15 protein-coding genes are annotated in these 18,812 nt (G+C 47.8%); 8 read left to right on the plus strand and 7 right to left on the minus strand.

Annotated features, from left to right (window positions below; genetic code table 11):
• Window positions 1-3 precede the first annotated feature (3 nt).
• The 3 genes from CWB99_RS21550 to CWB99_RS21560 all read left to right on the plus strand — a co-directional run bounded on the left by CWB99_RS21550 (window position 4) and on the right by CWB99_RS21560 (window position 3,763).
• Entirely contained in the window at window positions 4-849 is an 846-nt protein-coding gene (locus CWB99_RS21550) for a DUF2306 domain-containing protein (RefSeq protein ID WP_138549940.1), read from the plus strand.
• Window positions 850-1,026: 177 nt separating this feature from the next.
• Window positions 1,027-2,667 (plus strand): Na/Pi cotransporter family protein, encoded by a 1,641-nt coding sequence (locus tag CWB99_RS21555; RefSeq protein WP_138549971.1) that lies wholly within the window; start codon window positions 1,027-1,029, stop codon window positions 2,665-2,667.
• A gap of 52 nt (window positions 2,668-2,719) precedes the next feature.
• Window positions 2,720-3,763, plus strand: coding sequence for a DUF21 domain-containing protein (locus CWB99_RS21560; RefSeq protein WP_138549939.1), 1,044 nt, complete (start codon window positions 2,720-2,722; stop codon window positions 3,761-3,763).
• A 213-nt stretch (window positions 3,764-3,976) separates the two neighbouring features.
• On the opposite strand, the gene CWB99_RS21565 is transcribed toward CWB99_RS21560, so the two are convergent.
• Window positions 3,977-6,481 carry a serine protease gene (locus CWB99_RS21565; RefSeq protein WP_138549938.1) on the minus strand — a complete coding sequence of 835 codons (2,505 nt, stop codon included), beginning with the start codon at window positions 6,479-6,481 and terminating at the stop codon, window positions 3,977-3,979.
• Window positions 6,482-6,709: 228 nt separating this feature from the next.
• On the opposite strand from CWB99_RS21565, the gene aroQ reads away from it, so the two are divergent.
• Complete coding sequence (gene aroQ / locus CWB99_RS21570; RefSeq protein ID WP_249332043.1) at window positions 6,710-7,912, plus strand: gamma subclass chorismate mutase AroQ; 1,203 nt, start codon at window positions 6,710-6,712, stop codon at window positions 7,910-7,912.
• Between the two features lie 56 nt (window positions 7,913-7,968).
• Here aroQ and CWB99_RS21575 read toward each other — a convergent pair whose 3' ends face one another.
• The 3 genes from CWB99_RS21575 to CWB99_RS21585 form a co-directional block, all read right to left on the minus strand.
• A complete protein-coding gene (locus CWB99_RS21575; protein WP_138549937.1) occupies window positions 7,969-9,870 on the minus strand; it encodes a S9 family peptidase in 1,902 nt (633 codons plus the stop codon).
• Window positions 9,871-10,108: 238 nt separating this feature from the next.
• Entirely contained in the window at window positions 10,109-10,690 is a 582-nt protein-coding gene (locus CWB99_RS21580) for a hypothetical protein (RefSeq protein WP_138549936.1), read from the minus strand.
• A gap of 136 nt (window positions 10,691-10,826) precedes the next feature.
• Window positions 10,827-11,705: a PhzF family phenazine biosynthesis protein gene (locus CWB99_RS21585; RefSeq protein WP_249332046.1), complete on the minus strand. Its 879-nt coding sequence runs from the start codon at window positions 11,703-11,705 to the stop codon at window positions 10,827-10,829.
• Between the two features lie 431 nt (window positions 11,706-12,136).
• On the opposite strand from CWB99_RS21585, the gene CWB99_RS21595 reads away from it, so the two are divergent.
• Window positions 12,137-14,200, plus strand: coding sequence for a S9 family peptidase (locus CWB99_RS21595; RefSeq protein ID WP_138549934.1), 2,064 nt, complete (start codon window positions 12,137-12,139; stop codon window positions 14,198-14,200).
• A gap of 39 nt (window positions 14,201-14,239) precedes the next feature.
• On the opposite strand, the gene CWB99_RS21600 is transcribed toward CWB99_RS21595, so the two are convergent.
• On the minus strand, window positions 14,240-14,677 hold the full coding sequence (locus CWB99_RS21600) for a hypothetical protein (RefSeq protein ID WP_138549933.1): 438 nt from the start codon (window positions 14,675-14,677) through the stop codon (window positions 14,240-14,242).
• Window positions 14,670-15,113: a hypothetical protein gene (locus CWB99_RS21605; protein WP_138549932.1), complete on the minus strand. Its 444-nt coding sequence runs from the start codon at window positions 15,111-15,113 to the stop codon at window positions 14,670-14,672. Before CWB99_RS21605 ends, CWB99_RS21600 begins: the two co-directional genes overlap by 8 nt.
• A gap of 165 nt (window positions 15,114-15,278) precedes the next feature.
• Here CWB99_RS21605 and CWB99_RS21610 point away from each other — a divergent pair, with 165 nt between their 5' ends.
• The 3 genes from CWB99_RS21610 to CWB99_RS21620 are packed head-to-tail and all read left to right on the plus strand — an operon-like array spanning window position 15,279 to window position 18,449.
• Entirely contained in the window at window positions 15,279-16,103 is an 825-nt protein-coding gene (locus CWB99_RS21610) for a DUF350 domain-containing protein (protein WP_138549931.1), read from the plus strand.
• A 12-nt stretch (window positions 16,104-16,115) separates the two neighbouring features.
• A complete protein-coding gene (locus CWB99_RS21615) occupies window positions 16,116-16,934 on the plus strand; it encodes a hypothetical protein (RefSeq protein WP_138549930.1) in 819 nt (272 codons plus the stop codon).
• Complete coding sequence (locus CWB99_RS21620; protein WP_138549929.1) at window positions 16,935-18,449, plus strand: polyamine aminopropyltransferase; 1,515 nt, start codon at window positions 16,935-16,937, stop codon at window positions 18,447-18,449.
• On the opposite strand, the gene yidD is transcribed toward CWB99_RS21620, so the two are convergent.
• Window positions 18,450-18,806, minus strand: a complete 357-nt coding sequence (gene yidD, locus CWB99_RS21625) for a membrane protein insertion efficiency factor YidD (RefSeq protein WP_138549928.1) — start codon at window positions 18,804-18,806, stop codon at window positions 18,450-18,452.
• Window positions 18,807-18,812 lie beyond the last annotated feature (6 nt).

Here is an 18,812-nt window from a genome sequence, read left to right on the forward strand (position 1 = left end):
ACAATGCTAACCTTATTAAAAGAACAGATCGTGCCGTCACTTTCGGCAGACAATGCCCTTCAGGGGTCCCTCAAAACCTGGATTGTGATCGCGCTTCTCGGCCAGTGGGCCTTTGCCATCTATATTCTCAGTCTTTATGCACTTCCTTTGCTCATTGGGGCAGCAGAACAAGCCGACAAAGTTTCCCCGACCCAGGGATTTGACAGCACAGGCAGTTTTAACTCATTTATGTTTTTCGGCCATATCATTCCAGCTGCGTTTATGGCTATCAGTGGTATTTTTCAGCTGTCTCCCGGCGTGCGCAAAAGGTACCCTCGTTTTCACCGGTACAATGGCCGGATGTTTTTGTTTTTTGGTTTATGTGGCGCACTAACTGGTTTGTATCTTTCCTGGGGGGTGGGTATCCGCCTCAGTGATATAGGTGCACTGGGTGTCACACTCAATGGCCTGTTGATACCTGTATTTATCCTGCTCGCCTGGCGCAGTGCAGTAAACAAGCAGTTTGCGGCGCACCAGCGCTGGGCCGTTCACAGTTTTATTCTGGTCAACGGCGTATGGGCATTTCGCCTGTTTCTGATGGGATGGTATGTGATCAACCAGGGTCCCAACGGCAACACCCGCAACCTGGATGGCCCGGCGGATATCACCTTGTCGTTTCTGTGTTACCTGTTGCCCATGTGCATTGCGGAGCTCTATTTCTGGGCCAAAAAACGCCGCACTGATACAGCCAAATGGTTAGCCACAGGGGCCATCAGCATCGCCGCGGTTATTACTCTGATTGGCGTGGGCGCTGCGACCATGATGATGTGGAGCCCCCGAGTCATGATGATTTTCAATAGTCTGTTCTGACAACCAGCTTAAACCGGGTAACTTGACTTTACCCGGTTCTGCTTATATCCCTAAATGTATGTGATTGTTCAAAAAGTTGACCTCAGACAACGCCTCTTTTAGCAATCGTGGTACTTTTTATGGCGGTAAAACAAGGTGGCCAGAATGTACTGTGCCACCGCAATGGGATTGAGTATGATGGATACACTGCAACTGATAGGCAGCCTTCTTGGTGGCCTGGGAATTTTCCTCGTTGCCATAGGCATGATGACTGACGGCCTGAAACTTGCCGCAGGATCATCGCTACGTAAAGTACTGGCCACCTGGACCAAAACACCACAGCGCGGTATTGCATCTGGCTTTTGCATGACCGCACTGGTGCAATCGTCCAGCGCGGTTACCGTTGCCTCACTCGGCTTTGTTAATGCGGGCCTGATCACAATGCACCAGGCGCTGGGCATTGTTTATGGCGCTAATGTTGGCACAACCATCACGGGCTGGCTGGTTGCCGCTGTCGGATTTAAATTTAACATTCAAGCCATTGCCCTGCCGTTGATTGGCATAGGCGCACTGATGAAACTATTGCGCCCGCAATCCAGGCTCGCCTCAGCCGGCCTGGCGCTGGTTGGCTTTGGCTTGTTTTTTATTGGTATCGATATTCTTAAAGGCGCATTTGAACATGTGGTTGCTACTTTTGATCTGAGCCAGTTCACCGCCGAAGGACTGACCGGCATGCTAACGTTTTTATTGGTTGGCATTGTGATGACCACCCTGACTCAGTCATCCAGCGCGTCCATCGCGTTGACCATTACTGCAGCAGCCAGTGGCATGATTGGCCTGTACGCAGCCGGCGCTATGGTGATAGGTGCAAACATTGGCACTACCTCTACCTCAATACTCGCTGCCATTGGCGCCACATCCAACGCCAAGCGCGTCGCCGCGGCACAGGTTATATTTAACGCGCTCACCGCTGTGGTGGCCTTTGCCATTTTACCTGTGCTGTTTTATCTGATCACCGAGATCACCGGCTTTTTTAATCTGACCGCCGATCCGGCGTTGTCACTGGCGCTGTTCCATACTCTGTTTAACGTACTGGGCGTGATGTTGATCTTTGGGCTCAATAACCGCCTGGCAAACTTTTTAATGAAGCGCTTTTGCAGCGCCGAAGAAACCGCCTCCCGGCCACGATTTTTAGATAAAACCATTGCCCAGACACCAGCCCTGGCAACCAACGCATTGCTGCTCGAAACCAAATTAGTGGCCGATAAAATACTGGCGCAGTACGAAAAGTCCCGCCAACCTCTGGATAGCCTGGCCATTGAACAAGCGATCCAGACCATTCAGAAGCTCTGTCAGCATATTGGCAACTTTATTGTCACTGTGGAACAGTCGGCCCTGTCGGAAGAAACCACTGGCCTGCTGGCAAAGCTGATGCGCGTTGAGCACTACCTGTTTACCTGTAGCCACTGTGTTGAAAAACTGGCCCATTTACAGCCACAAAAACAACTATCCGAACACCCAGAATTACACGCCCAGCTTCAGGAATATCAGTCTCAGCTGGGACATTTTATGAAAACCAGCCTGACAGCCGAGTCGATGAGCGAGAGCACCTTAAACACCGCGCTTGAACAACTACAGCAGCTACATGACGACGTTAAGGACGACCTGATCCTTGCCGGTACCAATGCGACCCTGCCAATTGACAATATGGTGGTCAACATCAATGGTCTGTCCGATATGTGGCAGCTGACACAGCAATGGCAAAAAGCCATGTTATTGTTATATTTGATAGAAGCGCAATTGAATCCGCAGCAAGGCACCAACAGTACAAGGGCTTAATCCCCCCAACAGAGCATGTGCCAGGCAAACGTCTTAGTAACAGGAGCAAGGCATGGCATCAGTATGGGGAGATTATGCGGCTTGGGCAGGCATTGTCTTTTGCCTGTCTCAGTCGGCGATGTTTTCGGGGCTGAACCTGGCATTTTTCAGCCTCAGCCGGTTACGTCTTGAGGTTGAAGTTGCCCAGGGCAACCCGGCGGCAAAAACCATCTTAGCACTGCGCGAGGATTCTAATTTTCTGCTGACAACAATTTTGTGGGGCAATGTCAGTATTAATGTGCTGCTCACTTTACTGTCGGACTCTGTGATGGCGGGCATGGTGGCCTTTGTGTTTTCAACCGTGTTTATCACTTTATTTGGCGAGATTGTACCGCAAGCTTATTTTAGTCGTAATGCCATGCGCATGGGTGCGTTGCTGGCGCCAGTACTCAAGTTTTATCAATGGCTGCTCTATCCGGTTGCCAAACCTTCAGCTGTGTTACTCGACAACTGGCTCGGCAAAGAGGGCATTAACTACTTTCGTGAAACCGACCTGAAAAGCGTGATTGAAAAGCACATTGAAGCGGAAGAAGCCGAAGTCGACAGACTCGAAGGCATAGGCGCGGTCAATTTTCTGACCATAGACGATACCCTGGTGTCGCAAGAGGGCGAGCTTATCGACCCGCGCTCTGTCATTACGCTGCCCAGCAAAGTCGATTTCCCTATCCTCCCCGAAGTCCAACGCAATGCCGACGACCCATTTTTACAGCAGGTCAATGCCAGCGGGCACAAATGGGTGATCCTGGCCAATGAAGCCCGTCAGCCTTTGCTGGTGATGGATGCCGATGGCCTGCTGCGCGCCGCGCTGTTTAAAACAGAGCAGCCCTTCGAGCCCTACGAGTTTTGCTTCAGACCCCTGATCATCCACAGTAACGACATGAACCTGGGCGATGTGCTTAAACATCTTAAATCTGCCGAATCTCTGGACCCGGACCACGACGGCGACATTGAAGTCGACGTGGTGCTGGTCTGGACCGACCAACCCCGCATCATTACCGGCGCTGATATTCTTGGCCGGCTGTTAAAAGGCACCGGAGATGTGGCAACACAGACTTAAATTGAGCCAGCTATAAGGTGTCGCTATCTGTCTTGACCTCCGTTGGTCAGTGCTGATGCGACCCAAGACAACTATAAACGTTAATTTGCAACTTTATGCCCAGTCCAGCCATTGCTTGCAATCTACAGAGTGCTTTTTAACCAAAAACACCACCATCACTGTCATGATGGTGGTGTTTTGATTTTCACAGGGGAAATTAAATTTCCTTAAAGGCTAGTGCTTTCTGCGACGGGTGAACAACACCAAAGACATCAGCATCAGCGCGAATGAGCCGACTGAACCACTGTCTTTTTCTGGCTGCTTAACTGTCACTTTGATGCTTTCCGTTGATGATGCCCCCAAGGAATCCGTGACGGTAACCGCAAATTCAAGTACTTCGTTCTGATTGACAGAAGGTGCCGCAACGCTCAAGGTCGCATCGCTACTCGATACACTGACACTTTTGCCAGACACTTGCTCCCAGCTAAACGTTAGCGTATCTCCTTCCGGATCGACTGAAGTCGCGTTCAGTTCAATACTCTCGCCCGATGTCACCGAAGTAGACTCAGCTGTTAATGTAATCTGAGGTGCCTGGTTTTCAACTATCGCAACGACAACCCGTCGCCTTGATTCTCCACCCAGCTCATCTTGTACAGCGAGTTCATAAATAAAAATTTTCCCAATATCCGCTTCATCAGCCTTGAGTTTTACAATGGCTGTCTCGCCAATATTTATTGGCTCACCCCCAGTGCGTCTCAACCAGGTATAGGATAAGGCATCGCCTTCAGGATCTGTGGTACCACTTGCATCTAAGGTATATTCAGATCCGCCTCTTACATCGAACTTGGCTTGAGCTACCTCGAGCACTGGGAGCTTGTTTTCGTCTATGGTGACGGAAATACTTTGTTTAGAGGTCGCACCATATTCGTCAGTGGCTGTTACTTGATAAGTGCGGGTCTGTGTCTCGCTTACAACAGGCGCGATAGCCTTGAACACTTCGTCTGTGCTTAATACCACATCAGGTGCGGTCATATCAGTCCAGGCCAGGGTATAACTGTCCCCCTCGGGGTCCATTGTACCAGTTGCATTAAAGTCCATGCTCATCCCACTTCTTACCCTGAAACTGGTTTGTGCCAGCTTGATAGACGGACTCAGATTTTCACGCATTTTGACGTTGAATGCTTTCAGCGTAACATTATCGGTACCAACAGTAACTATAGCATCCTTTATGTACTCAAATACCACGGTGTTGAGTCCTGGATTTAGATCAAACGACGCTTTCTCGTACGCAAAGTATTCACCAGATTTCGTTAAGACTCGCTCACGATTAATATAGACATTGAAAAAGTCAAAAGCTAACTCCGATGACAGCAGGTATTCGAAATCAATCCCCAATGCTAAACCATGGTCAATTTCGGCAATCAAGATTGACTTTTGAGACGGCTCAGTCTGGTTGGGGTTTTCTTCTTTATCTGATATATCACCACTGACCAAAAGTGGTGTTTTGGTGTTACCCTCAGCGACATACTCGTCGAGCAACCAAGGTACATCGCCGCCTGTATACCACTGAATTGTGGGCTCGGAAGACATGTGTGCATTAATATCAGCATCGCTTGCAGGGACTTTCACATAATTAAAGGTGCTGCTTCTCGAAGCAATGTCCTGGCTGGCCAGCTCGGCGACCAGGGTGAATTGGCCTTCTTTGTCACTGTCTGAAGCCATTATCGACACACTACATTGCTGACCTGGCTCTACCAGCTTTGCGGTACAATTTTCTGTTCCAACAAACATGCCGGCAGCGTGTTCTGTGAGCTGAAAACCGGTGATTTGCACAGGGTCTTGCGACTGGTTTATTAAGCTAACTGACACTGTGGCGCCCGGTTTATCCGCAATCATTGTCTCGGCAGATTCAAACCCTACGTAATACTGGTTTAGATTTATCCAGGTGTTTAGCATGGCTACATCGGCGTATACACCAGGCTTATTTGGCGAAGCACATCCTTCTCCCCAGCTAACGACTCCCACCTGGAACCACTGATTATTACGGTTTACGATGAGAGGGCCACCACTATCACCCTGACAAGAGTCTTTGCCACCTTCATCAAAACCGGCACAAATCATATTCTCAGAAATATCGCCATCGTAGTGCTGGGCATCATTACAGACCTCGTTTGAGATATAAGGTACATCCACTTCATGCAATTGCTCTGGAGACGGACCACCTGAGTGCAATGCTCCCCACCCCATGACTTTAAAGTTCTCGCCCACGACATAACTGCCTTTAAGCGCATCATCAGCCAGCTGGATTGGCTCGATCCCCTGAACGGGATTATCAAGGGTTAATATCGCAATGTCATTGTTGAATGTATAGGTATCGTGATACTGTTCATGCATTACTATGTCGGTCACTTGATAGACCTGCCACTGGCTCTCAACAGTCAGATCATGACCGCCAAATTTGACCGAAAAGTCACTGGCATTCCAATACTCAACACAATGTGCCGCGGTCAGCACTTTATTCGGTGCGATTAAAGATGAGCCACAATGGTGACCGCCGTAAAGCTGCAAACTGCCCATAAAAGGGTAAGCAAATGGTGTTGTTTCTCCACCACCTACGATCCTAACATCATTCATTGCGCCACGCAGTTGAAGAGGCTGCTTTTCCTTATGTGCAGCAACCCCACTAAATGTTGCTGATGCTAACGTGACCAGTAGTACTTTTTTGATTGTCGATTCCATGCAATTTTTCCTGTTTTCCTGATTTGAAACTTCTTGTTACTTAAAGTCTGCCTTACACAAACTATCACAAGAAGTTCCTAAATCTAACACAAAAATCCCTAATCCTGACACAAAATTCATATCCGACCTTAATTGGGGAATAAACTAACCAAAATATCCTTTTCGAGACAGAGTGTAACGGTTTTGCTAGGATGTTGCTTTTGCCTGTATAACCACTGGAAAAAGCCTTTGAAATTGCCAACTGTATCTCGCCTGACAGCATTATCGGCGTTGCTATTTACGCTTGCTGGTCAAGCCGCACCTGTCTATGTTCAGGCCGGGCCTGGTAGCTTTAATCACGCTGCATTCGATTTGCTTGAAAGCCGCCATGATGATGCCTACCATCGCCTGTATTCCGGTACACCAGAAAATACCTATGCCACAGCAGTAACGGAAGCGACCTGGGCCTTCAGTGCGTTGGCCAATTCAACCATCGATGAACAGCTGGTCCCGGCTATTGTTAATGCGATGCGCAACTACAAGGTGACCGAGCTCGGCGCGGCGGTGCGCATGCCCATTGAAATGTGTGTCTTTGGCGTAGACCAGGCAAGTACAATCACGCATGCGGCATCTCACCCTGCCGCCCTGAAACAAATTGGCCAATGGCTTAACACACATCAACTACAAACAATCTCCGTACCCAAAGGCACCAACGAAGCAGCCCGCCTGCTGGCAAAAGGTCAGTTTGAACAAGGTACTGTGGCTGTGGGCAGTTGCGCACTCAAATCGGTCTACCCTGAGCTGACACTGCGCGAAGTAAATGTTCAGGACAACGCAGATAACCAAACATTGTTTGGACTGATGAAGATGGAAAAAAGACCTGAGCAAATCAGCGCAGACGAAGCGCGCATAGCTTTGGCGCAAGTCGTAAATCAGGCTAATGCACTGGTAAAAACACGGACAGACTCTGCCCAGGTACTGTTCTCACATATCAATCAGCGTCTTGCTAAGATGCAGAGTGTGGCACTGTTTAAAGCACATAAGCACAGACCTGTTGAAGATTTACCTCGTGAAGCCGTGGTACTTTCAAAAGCGCTGGAACAAGCCCGCCAGCAATGTCTGGACACGGCCAGCGTGGAGGCATTTTTCCAGGCACAAATGGACGCTGCCAAGGCTATTCAATACCGATACCGAGCGCAATGGCTTGCCGAGGGCGTGCCAGCTAAAGACGCCGATCTGGTCCAACTAAGAAAAACACTCAATCAGTTGGGTGCAGCCATACTTGAAGTGCTAACTCATCATATTGCTCAACACGGCAACCTCACCTCTGAACTGGGGCCCATGTTTAATGCAGAGCTGGTTACAGCCAACCTCTCCAAACACGATAAACGAAAGCTCTACGATGCACTGAAAAACGTGCGCAGAATTGAGAATTGTCAGGCTGTGAACTAGCCTGAAAGCAATGTTATCTTCTACAGGCCCGATTAACGGGCCTGTAGTAGGGTTAGTTAGAGTGTATCATCCAGCCATTTGAAGAATTCACGCTGCCAGACAATGCCATTTTGTGGTGACAGGACCCAGTGGTTTTCTTCCGGGAAGTAGAGGAAACGGCTTTTCAGACCACGCAATTTTGCAGCCTGGAATGCCTGGATCCCTTGTTCCAGTGGTACACGGTAGTCTTTGCCGCCGTGAATAACAAACATAGGGGCATCCCACTTATCTACATAGCTGATTGGGTTAAATGCGCCGTAAGTTAAATCGGTCGCGGCGTTTTTATCCCAGTATGCACCGCCGAATTCGTGATCAACGAAAAACACTTCTTCTGTACTGCCGTACATGCTGCGCAAATCAAAAATACCACAATGTGCAATAAACGACTTGAAGCGACCATCGTGATTACCGGCTAAGTAAAAAGCCGAGTAGCCACCAAAGCTGGCGCCCACCGCAGCAATACGCTTTTTATCTACATAAGGCGCTTTTGCTAAGTCATCAATGGCATCAAGATAATCCTGCATTACTTTGCCACCCCAGTCCTGGGTGATGTCTTCATTCCATTTAACACCATGACCCGGCATGCCACGGCGATTTGGCGCAACCACAATATAACCTTGTGACGCCATTACCTGAAAATTCCAGCGGAAAGAGTAAAACTGTGACAGCGCAGACTGCGGACCACCTTGCAGATACAGTAAAGTCGGGTATTTCTTGGATTCATCAAAGTTTGGCGGATAGATAACCCAGGTCAGCATGTCCTGGCCATCTTTTGTCTTAACCATCTGCTTTTTAACCGTTGGCAAATCCAGACCCGCATAAAATGCATCATTCACTTTGGTCAATGCGGTTAGCTTTTCGCTCTTCAGATCAAAACGATAGATTTCTTTCGCTTTGTTCATGCTGTTGCGCGTTACCACAAGCTGCTTATCCAGTGCCGCTACAATGCCGTTAACATCGAACTGACCTTTGGTGAGCTGTTTAATAGCTGGCTTGGCTTTAGGATTGGTGGTCACGGAAACCCGGAATAGCTGAATGGTGCCATCGGTTGGCGCCACAAAGTAGATGTGCTTACCGTCGTGACTCCATTTAAAGCTGTTTACTGTGCCATCCCAGTGTCTGGTCAGGTTAATATCTCTATTTTTAACTCTGACGATGATGTCATTCTTATCAGCTTCGTACCCTGGTGTGGTCATCTGTAACCAGGCGAGGTGGCCTTTTGGCGAGAAAGCCGGATATTTGTCATAGCCTGGGTTATCTTTAGTCAGGTTTGTGGTCTGTTGGCTTGCCAGGTTATAACGATAAATGTCGGTATTAGTGCTGGAAACATACTCAGCGCCAGTGAGCTTTTTGCTCACATAATAGATATTTTCGCCTTTAGGACCCCAGATGTAGTCCTTAGCACCGCCAAATGGTGAAGTCGGACTATCAAAGGGCTTTCCTTTCATGATGTCGACTTTCTGTTCTGTTTTTAAATCCTGATAGAAAACATGCTTATAGCTACCATCTTTCCAGGTGTCCCAGTGACGATAATTCAAATCGTCAAACACGTAAGCATTTGCCTGAGTAAGCTCTTTGTGCCTGTCGCTTGCCAGTACGGCTTCCACTTCAACCACTTCATGGAACAACTTTTTACTGCCATCAGGTGAGATCTTATCATCTGACAATAGCCCCTGATAGGCATCTAAAAGCTGAGAGGCGCCCCCGTTTAACGGCACCTGATAAACTTTGCTGGCAAAATTATTCTGCTCAACACTAGGCATTGTCACTTTGTAAATGACATGCGTTTTATCTTTGTTGAGCCCCAACGCACTGACACGCTTTACCTGCCAGAGTTTTTCCGGCGTCATCACCTCTTTGGCGGCAACACCGGTCGTTACTGCCAGCCCCAGGCCAGCACATACAAGAATTCGCTTCATCGCGACACACCTCCCAAAATTAAATCCGCTGTAGACTACCTAAATCAGCAGAAACTTAAAAGGGATAGCGATAAGCGGTTTTTTCTGGGTGGGGATCAGAGCGCCAAATTGGGTTTTGTGAAACTTTGTTCAAAGTCTGGACTACCGAAACTTCAGTTAAGAAGTGTGGTGTTACAGGAGCTAAGGAATAAAGTAAAAGCTGGCCCGTATAGTAATAACCAGCTTTCCCTTCAGAGTCTTATTCGCAGTAGTTCTCAACCACCTGGTAATTGTCAACTTCGACTTTTTTATACTCATTGGTTGCAGTCTGAACAATCTCAAAGAGTTTCACACCGCATGTTTCTGCACCATTTTCTAACTCTACATAGTCGTATAGTGCCTCATAATTGGCATTTTCTTTGGCTTCAAACGTGATCAGTTTTCTGCACCAGGAATATAGCGCACCACCGGAGTCTGTCTGACCCGGGCTAAATCCAGAGATACCCACTCCGTTGAACTGGAAAGAAAATGGTTTCCCGGCTGGAATATACACTTCGTTTTGATGTGAGTCTCCCAACTCGTTGTCATACGCAGGCATATTCAGCCTGCTCAAACTTCTAACCAAGTTAGCCTTAACACCCAAAGTAGCAATGTGGGCTCCAGAAGCACCACCAGTCGCTACACAGTTACTCTGTGCTGGCGCAGTAACAAAGTTATTATTACTAGGAACAGATGCCAATCGTAACTTTGCGCTCGGACCATCAACCATAGGTTGCAAGTATGGGTTCACAGCACAGCCTGACAAAGCTACAACTCCAGTCAATAGAATTAGTTTTCTCACGTTTATACTCCAAAGTGAAAATAACATTATTGAGTCTGAGCAAACTCAAACTTTACCCTCATGCTGCTAATGCACCTAAGTCAGCATACCTCTGCAACATATTCTGACTCGCAATTATACTTGATTTGCAGAATAGTTACTTCTTTTTTAGCGTGACAAATTGACTGCCAAGTACCTTCGCATAGCCACCAACAAATACTTTAGATATGCCCTGCTCGTCTGACTCAACCGATGCCGTAATGCGCGAGGGACATCCCATCACTCGGCCTTGTTCAAAGGTAAAGTGATTGGACTGAGCAGGGTAAACATATTGAGTCAGATAGCACGCCAGAGCGCCACAGGCACTTCCGGTGGCAGATTCTTCGGGTATCGCAAATAAAGGCGCAAAATTGCGACAGCGTGCCGTGAACGCCTCACCTTCATAGCACAACTCAAACGCATGTAAGCCAATGACGTTATGCTGACGAGAAAAATCGCTCAAGGCTTTATCATTGACCTTGATCTGATCGAGATATCCTTTAGGTACAGGCACAATAATATCCGCCAAGCCAGTTGAAATAGCCTCATTGGGTAACTGAGTCGACGCTAATACAGACGTATCAAGCCCAATTAAGGCTGATATTTCGGTATAGTCAAAGCGCTTAAGATTCTGCGGCAAATTTTGCGCCATCACAATGTGCCCATCTGGCTCTATCGTTACCCCAAGTTGACCCGCTTTGGTGCTTTGCTCGTAATGCCCCTGAGTAATCAGGCCCTGCTCCAACATCACAGAAAACGCGGCCACGGTAGCATGACCGCAAAAATCGACTTCAGCTGCGGGTGTAAAGAAAGTCACTGTAAAATCAGCGTCGCTGGCTGCAGACACAAAGGCGGTTTCTGAAAAACCCACAGACTGTGCGATGGCCAACTTTTGCTCGTCTGTCAGCCCATCGGCCTGCAACACCACGCCAGCAGGGTTTCCTCCTGCGCCTTGCTCTGTAAAGGCATTAACCAAATATACGTTGAGTTGATGCAATCGACTTCTCCCTAATTTATGGGGCGGGCACTGCCACATTATGTTGCTGCCCTTGTTACTTAATCATTGAGTTGCGCTCTGGTCACCCACCAGCAAAGCAAAGAGCCTGCGGTCACCATACACCCCCCTGCATAAAACTCTGCGTCAGTACCAGCCCAAGGATCAGCGAAGACAAAGCAGTTGAAAGTACCGGGGTGAAATAAGATAGGGTCGTCAGCAAAACCATATTACCACACTTGCAGATATCAAACTTTTTAATGCCCTATTTCCCGGCACTTAAGTGAAACATCGGATAAATTCGCCCATTGACCGCGTATCTATTCCAAAAGGTGTTACAACATATCATAAATAGGGTTTGTACTGAGAGGCTGTTTAACTCGCTCACCTGTGTATGAACGGCCAACAACAATAACGAGTAGAGTACTAAGCCAATGACTAAGCTTTCGATTTTGACGTCTTGTATCGCACTTGCCCTGACTGGCTCGGCATTTGCTGCAGAACCAAAAGAACAAGAGATACATAACACGCTCACCTACCAGGATGTATTCAACATTGAATATGCCGCCAACCCCGTGGTCATGCCAGATGGTAAACAGGTTGTCTATGAGCGACGCAGCATGGATATCATGACTGACAGCCTGAGAAGAAACCTGTGGACTGTGTCTCTGGACGGTAAAAAGCACTTACCTTTGCTATCAGATACCAAAAACCACTTCAACCCGGTATTTTCGCCCGATGGCACCAAGATGGCCTACCTTTCCAGTAAAGAAGGGAAAGTTCAGATCTATCTACGCGACCTGGAGTCCGGCCTTACAGCACGAGTCACAGATGTCAACATGACGCCAAGTAACATGAGTTTCTCGCCTGATGGTAAGCAGCTGGCTTTCTCCATGTTTACGCCGGGCAAGTCTGCGCCACTATTTAGCCTGGATTTTAAACCAAAAGGTGCCAAGTGGGCTGATAATGCACAGTATATCGACAAAACTCTGTTCCAGCGCGATGGTGCGGGCATGAAACGCCCGGGCAATATGCAGGTTTATGTGGTGCCAGCAATTGGTGGTGCACCCAGACAAATTACTTCAGGCGCCCATGATTACGCTGGTTCATTGGCCTGGACACACGACAGTAAACAGCTCATCGTGTCGGCCAATACCCGCGAAAACGCGGAGTTTGATGTTTTCAATAGCGATTTGATGGCCATTGATATCCTGAGTTCAAAGGTCACTAAGCTGACCGATATGTCAGGCCCCGAAAGTGGCCCTCAGATGAGCCCGAATGGCAAGAAAGTGGCCTTCACGGGCTTTGAGGACAACGGCAAATCTAATCAGATTGTCGAATTGTACGTAATGAACCCGGATGGTTCTGACATCAAGCGACTCACTCCCAATCTGGACCGCAGTGTTGGCAATGTAAAATGGGCCGACAACAGCAAAGGGCTGTATTTTAGCCACGATAATGATGGCAAAAAACACGTTGCTTATGTGTCTTTGTCTGGCAAAATCAAAACCAAAACCGATGCATTGGGCGGCATGAGCCTGGGACGCCCCTACACATCAGGTCATTACGATGTGACCGACAATGGCCAGATTGTTTATACTCAGTCAACCGGTGTACGCCCGGCCGATCTGGCAGTCGTCAATAAGCGCGGTAAAGTGACACAACTGACCGATCTGAACAGTGACGTTTTCGATCATAAAACACTGAATAAACCCCAGCTGATGGAAGTAAACAGCAGTGTGGATGGCAGACGCCTGCAAGCCTGGACTGTGACTCCACCTAATTTTGACCCGAATAAGAAATACCCACTCATCCTGGAAATTCACGGCGGACCACACACCGCATATGGCCCTGAATTTTCAACCGAAGTCCAGTTATTCGCAGCCGCAGGTTACGTCGTGGTTTATGGTAACCCAAGAGGTTCAACGTCTATGGGCGCTGACTTTGCTAACGAGATTGATAAAAACTACCCGTCAGAGGATTACAATGACCTGATGGATATGGTCGATGGCGTCATTGCAAAAGGGTATGTTGACGAAGAGAACTTATTTGTCACCGGTGGCTCAGGCGGCGGCACATTAACAGCCTGGATCATAGGCAAAACAGATCGCTTCAAGGCATCGGTTGTTGCAAAACCCGTGATCAACTGGACCAGTATGATAGGTGCGTCCGACATCTACACCTTTATGACCAAATACTGGTTTAGCGACCTGCCCTGGAACGATTACCAGCAATACTGGAACCGTTCACCACTTTCTCTGGTTGGCAATGTCAAGACGCCCACTATGGTACTGACTGGCGAGCTAGATGTACGCACACCGATGAGCGAAAGTGAACAGTATTATGGGGCGCTGCGACTGCAAGGCGTAGACAGCGCTTTTGTGCGTATTCAGGGCGCCTATCATGGTATTGCCGCTAAGCCTTCCAATCTGGCACGTAAAGTGGGCAATATCCTAGCCTGGTTTGAGAAGTACCGAACCGATAACAAAGAAGACTAAGTCTTTGCAGCCACCCGCATTGCGGGTGGCGTTTCCCTTTTACCGATAGGCTGAACACTCTTTCCCAGTTAAACTCAACAACCCCATCGCTTGCTCAGGCTCCACACTCGACAGCTCTACTTCTAGCCGAAAAGGCTTGGAATTGACCCTTTTTGCAGAGGGCTCTTGTGTCAGCTTTTTATAAAACACAGAATTCGTACATATATAGCTACGCACTTTGTTTTTATAAAGCACCTTCCTCTGTTCGAATTCATCGTTGTCAACGGGCATATTAGAAAAGCTGATACTCAGTACGAACCGGGAGTGATCATCAAATATCCTGCCCAGTTCAGCCTGTTCTGGAAACCCGTTAGTTAGTTGGCTGACTTCCTCAGCTATAACCTTTTGGTTATTATCTGAGTTGATATAGCCAAAGATAATGGAGGCTATCAAGCTCAGGGCAATCAATAGAACTCGAATTATGCTCGATTTATCCATTACCCAACGACTTCAATTTGTTCTTCAATGCTTCGATGACAATCGGAAGAAAATGGAGCGACACGCCAATCGCCGCGCCGATAGAGAGTGCCCACGTCCCTCCAAGCCATAAAATCAAGCCAGTGTAACCTTGAGCTTCACTCAAATAGCCCTTTTGCAAAACATCTAAGAACATTAGTCCGTTCCAATAGGCATAAACACATACCGTTGCAATGAATGCATACAGACCGATTTTATGGAGCACTGGGTTAGCTCGCCCGAAATGTGTTCTGCAGAAGAAACACACCATGCACTGGGCAATAAGCATTGGCACTGACAACAGCAATACGACCAACAAAATACCGCCAAAGGACTCGTCGCTATACAGATAGGTGATCCCCATTAATAACATCATCAAAGCTGAAACGGCCAATGTTATTGCAATTGTAATATTCATCAAAACTCCTTTCCTACTGCAATATGCAATAATTGATTCACTTTCATCATTACATAAATCGGGGACAGCCACCATGAAGTAGCGCAATATTAAAAGAATTTACTCGTTTTTTTCTGTGCTAAAATCGCCCGCTTGTACATTCTTGGGTAAAATACGGAAACAAACATGGACTTCCCTTTTGCTGAACTGAGCTACTTCGGGCTCTTTCTTGTGGTGCTATTTGTTGCAAAATGGCTCTATAACGCGACCACTTCGTACAACACCTTCACAGAAATTGAACAGAACAAAAACCTGGCTTTGGCAACATCAATCAGTGGTTTCTTAATTGCAGTCACTATGATGTATGTAGCAGTCCTTCAGGGACCGAGTAAAGGCCTGCTAACCGATCTCATCAATGTAAGTCTTTACTCACTTATGGGGCTTGGGTTATTGGTGGTAACACGAGTGATTAACGATAAGCTGTTGTTACCCAAGTTTTGCAACACCACACAACTTATCACTCATCAGAATCTGCCGGTTGGAGTCGCGCAATTTGCCAGTTACATCAGCGCCGGATTAATTATCGCAGGGGCTTTGAAAGGTGAAGGGAGTTTTGCCTCGGCCATTGTATTTTATTTGCTCGCTCAGCTGGTACTGCTGGTAGCAAGCAGGCTTTATGATGCCCTGACGCATTTTGACCTGCACCAGGAGCTGCAAAACAACAATATGGCGGCGGCCGTCAGTTTTGCTGCAACCAAAATTGCCACCGGTATTATCTTATTTCACGCACTGCGCGGCGCTTTCGAGAGCTGGTCACACAGCATTACACTATTTTTTATCGACGCAGCCATTGCGCTGGTGTTGCTCCCCATAGTGCGCTTGCTGACTGATTTAGTGCTGATGCCTGGAGTGAGAGTCAACAAGGCCATCGCACAGGGAAATACCGCGGTTTCTTTAATTGAAGCGAGCGTGGCCGTATCGGTTGCCGTGGCAATTTTCTACACACTTTAAAAAGGACATTTTATGAGTGTGATAAAAACCTTTTTCCTGGCTTTAGTCATCCTGACTTTATGCTTTATTGGCGGTTTGGTTTTGGATGAACAAGTTGCCAAGGTGCCGTTTGCCAAGAGTACAGAATATTCAAATCAGGACAAGGCCTACCTGTTCGATGTGCCTGAAGATGGCCAGATGATGCGCTTTGAACTTAAGGGCGTGATGAAGATGAATACCTGGAAAGCCATGGATATGGAAGTCTATCAGGCCGATGGCACTCACCTGTTTAGTTATCATGATGAGTTGTGGTCTGAGTCAGGCAGAGACTCCGAAGGCAGGTGGACCGAACATAAAAAGGAAACCTCGTTTAAAATTCGTTTTGCGAAAAAAGGCAGCTATCAGCTGTATTTGACTGATCAAAGTAGCAACAATCAAAAACTGAATAACACGCTCTACTACTTTCGCGTTGTGCCTGTAAGGGGAGATGCCAGTGTACTAAAACCGCTCTACTATATCGCACTCATTGTGGCTTTCTTGTGCTTTGCAGTGCTGGGCAACCGCTATGAAGAAGATAAGCCGCTGTCAGGCAAAACAACCTATAACAAAAGGTCCTATGGTCACAACCCATTTGGCGCTCAAGCCCGCTCCTCGCGTGTCCCACTGTACGCTTGGTGTTTCTCCCTCGGGCTATTTGCCTTGATGTTCAGCTGGGCGTACAAAAATGATGACGACATTAATTACGTCAGCTATGCCTATGGTAAGTCGCAAATGACGGTTGATCGCAGCATTCGTCAGCAGAGCTTGTCTGGTGCCAATCATCGCGGTGGCAGCGGCCGGGGTGGTAAATAAGTGCTCAGAGAAAGCCATATTCTGCTGTTTAGCATCTTTATTGCCGGCTTATGCTCGATTGTCTATGAGCTACTGATTGCGACTACGGGTGCCTATTTTCTTGGCGACAGTGTGACGCAGTTTTCCATTACCATTGGCGTCTATATGGCGTTTATGGGCGTGGGCTCGTACCTGTCTAAGTGGGTCACTGACAACACACTGCTGACGCAATTTATTGTGTACGAGCTGATGCTGGCGCTGATTGGTGGCAGCTCCGTACCTTTACTCTATTTTTGTTATGCTCAGGGCTGGCATTTTCAGAGTATGTCGGTTGCGCTCACCGCTCTGATTGGGATTTTTGTGGGCCTTGAAATTCCGCTGCTGTCACGGCTGATGGAAAAGCACTATACCTTAAAGGTGAACCTGGCCAATGTGTTGTCTATTGATTATCTGGGCGCGTTAATCGCCACTCTGGTTTTTCCGCTGGCACTGCTGCCCTGGCTTGGCGTGTTCAAAACCTCACTGCTGTTTGGTCTTATTAATCTGTCTATCGCCTTAACTTTACTGTGGTATTTTTACGCTCAGTTTCCAAAGGGGCAGGCAAGCCTGTTGAGGTGGCTCCTGATCCTGGTGTTACTCACACTGGCCGGGTTGATGTTATTCAGTAAAGAGTTAAATCATCACTGGAACGAAACCGTGTTTGAAGACCGCATTGTGCACAGTGAACAGTCTCGGTATCAGCAGCTGATCATGACCAAACACAAAGAGGATGTGCGTTTGTATTTAAATGGTGGCTTGCAGTTTTCTGCCATTGATGAATACCGCTACCATGAGTCACTGATCCATTTGCCAATCCAACGACAAACAGCGACTCGCAACGTCCTGATCCTGGGTGGTGGCGACGGCCTGGCCGCCAGGGAGCTGCTCAAATACCCAGATATTGAATCTATTACTTTGGTTGACCTGGACCCGGCCGTGGCTGAGCTTGCCCGCAGCAATTTTCACCTCAAACAGCTCAATCAAAACGCGCTGCACAGCCCCAAAGTTAAGGTGCTCAATCAGGATGCGTTTGTCTATCTGACAGACACGCCCGACAGATACGACTTAATCGTGGTGGATTTACCCGACCCCAAAACCATTAGTCTGGCCAGGTTATACAGTAAGCAGTTCTATACCCTGGTAAAGCACCGTCTTGATGCACATGGAATTATGGTGACTCAGGCAACCAGCCCCTATTTTGCCAGGCAGGCATTTTGGTCAATTCATAATACGGCGGCGTCGGTGGGTTTTCACTCCGTCACCCCTTATCATGTGGATGTCCCTTCATTTGGCAACTGGGGGTTTGTCATGGCCTGCAAAGCTGCGTGTGCATTAAGGCACAATACGCTGCCGGACACGCGTTTTTACAATCCAGATATTGAACCCTTATTATTGACGTTTCCGGCTGATATGCATAACACCCACAGCAAGATCAGCAGCCTGGATCAGCCCCATGTGCTTTACTACTATCTGGATGGGTGGAAATACTGGAACTAGCTAAAAAGGCCAGCAATCACACGACATATCGGCAACATCACAGCTTTTCCCTCTGCCACCACAACTGGCAATATCACAACCCGCACTTGGGTCGCAGCAGTCGCAACGGATCTCGTCTTTTTTTCGCCTGTCTTTTGACGCTGATTGCTCAAGCAAGAGATAAGCTTGCTTACACGCGCGCATCCGTGCCCTTATCTTTCGATACCCTCCCAAAAGACCATCCTCATTAACGATGGCCAGCACGGCATGTGAGCAACTCTCCCCTCGATGGACAGCCGCATGGGCACACCGAAACCCTTTATGTGGAGAAATAAAACGTTGATAAAATCGGATCAATAATATTGTCAGGTTATCCATGGCAGT

This window comes from Pseudoalteromonas rubra (genome assembly GCF_005887095.1).
Classification (GTDB): domain Bacteria; phylum Pseudomonadota; class Gammaproteobacteria; order Enterobacterales; family Alteromonadaceae; genus Pseudoalteromonas; species Pseudoalteromonas rubra_E.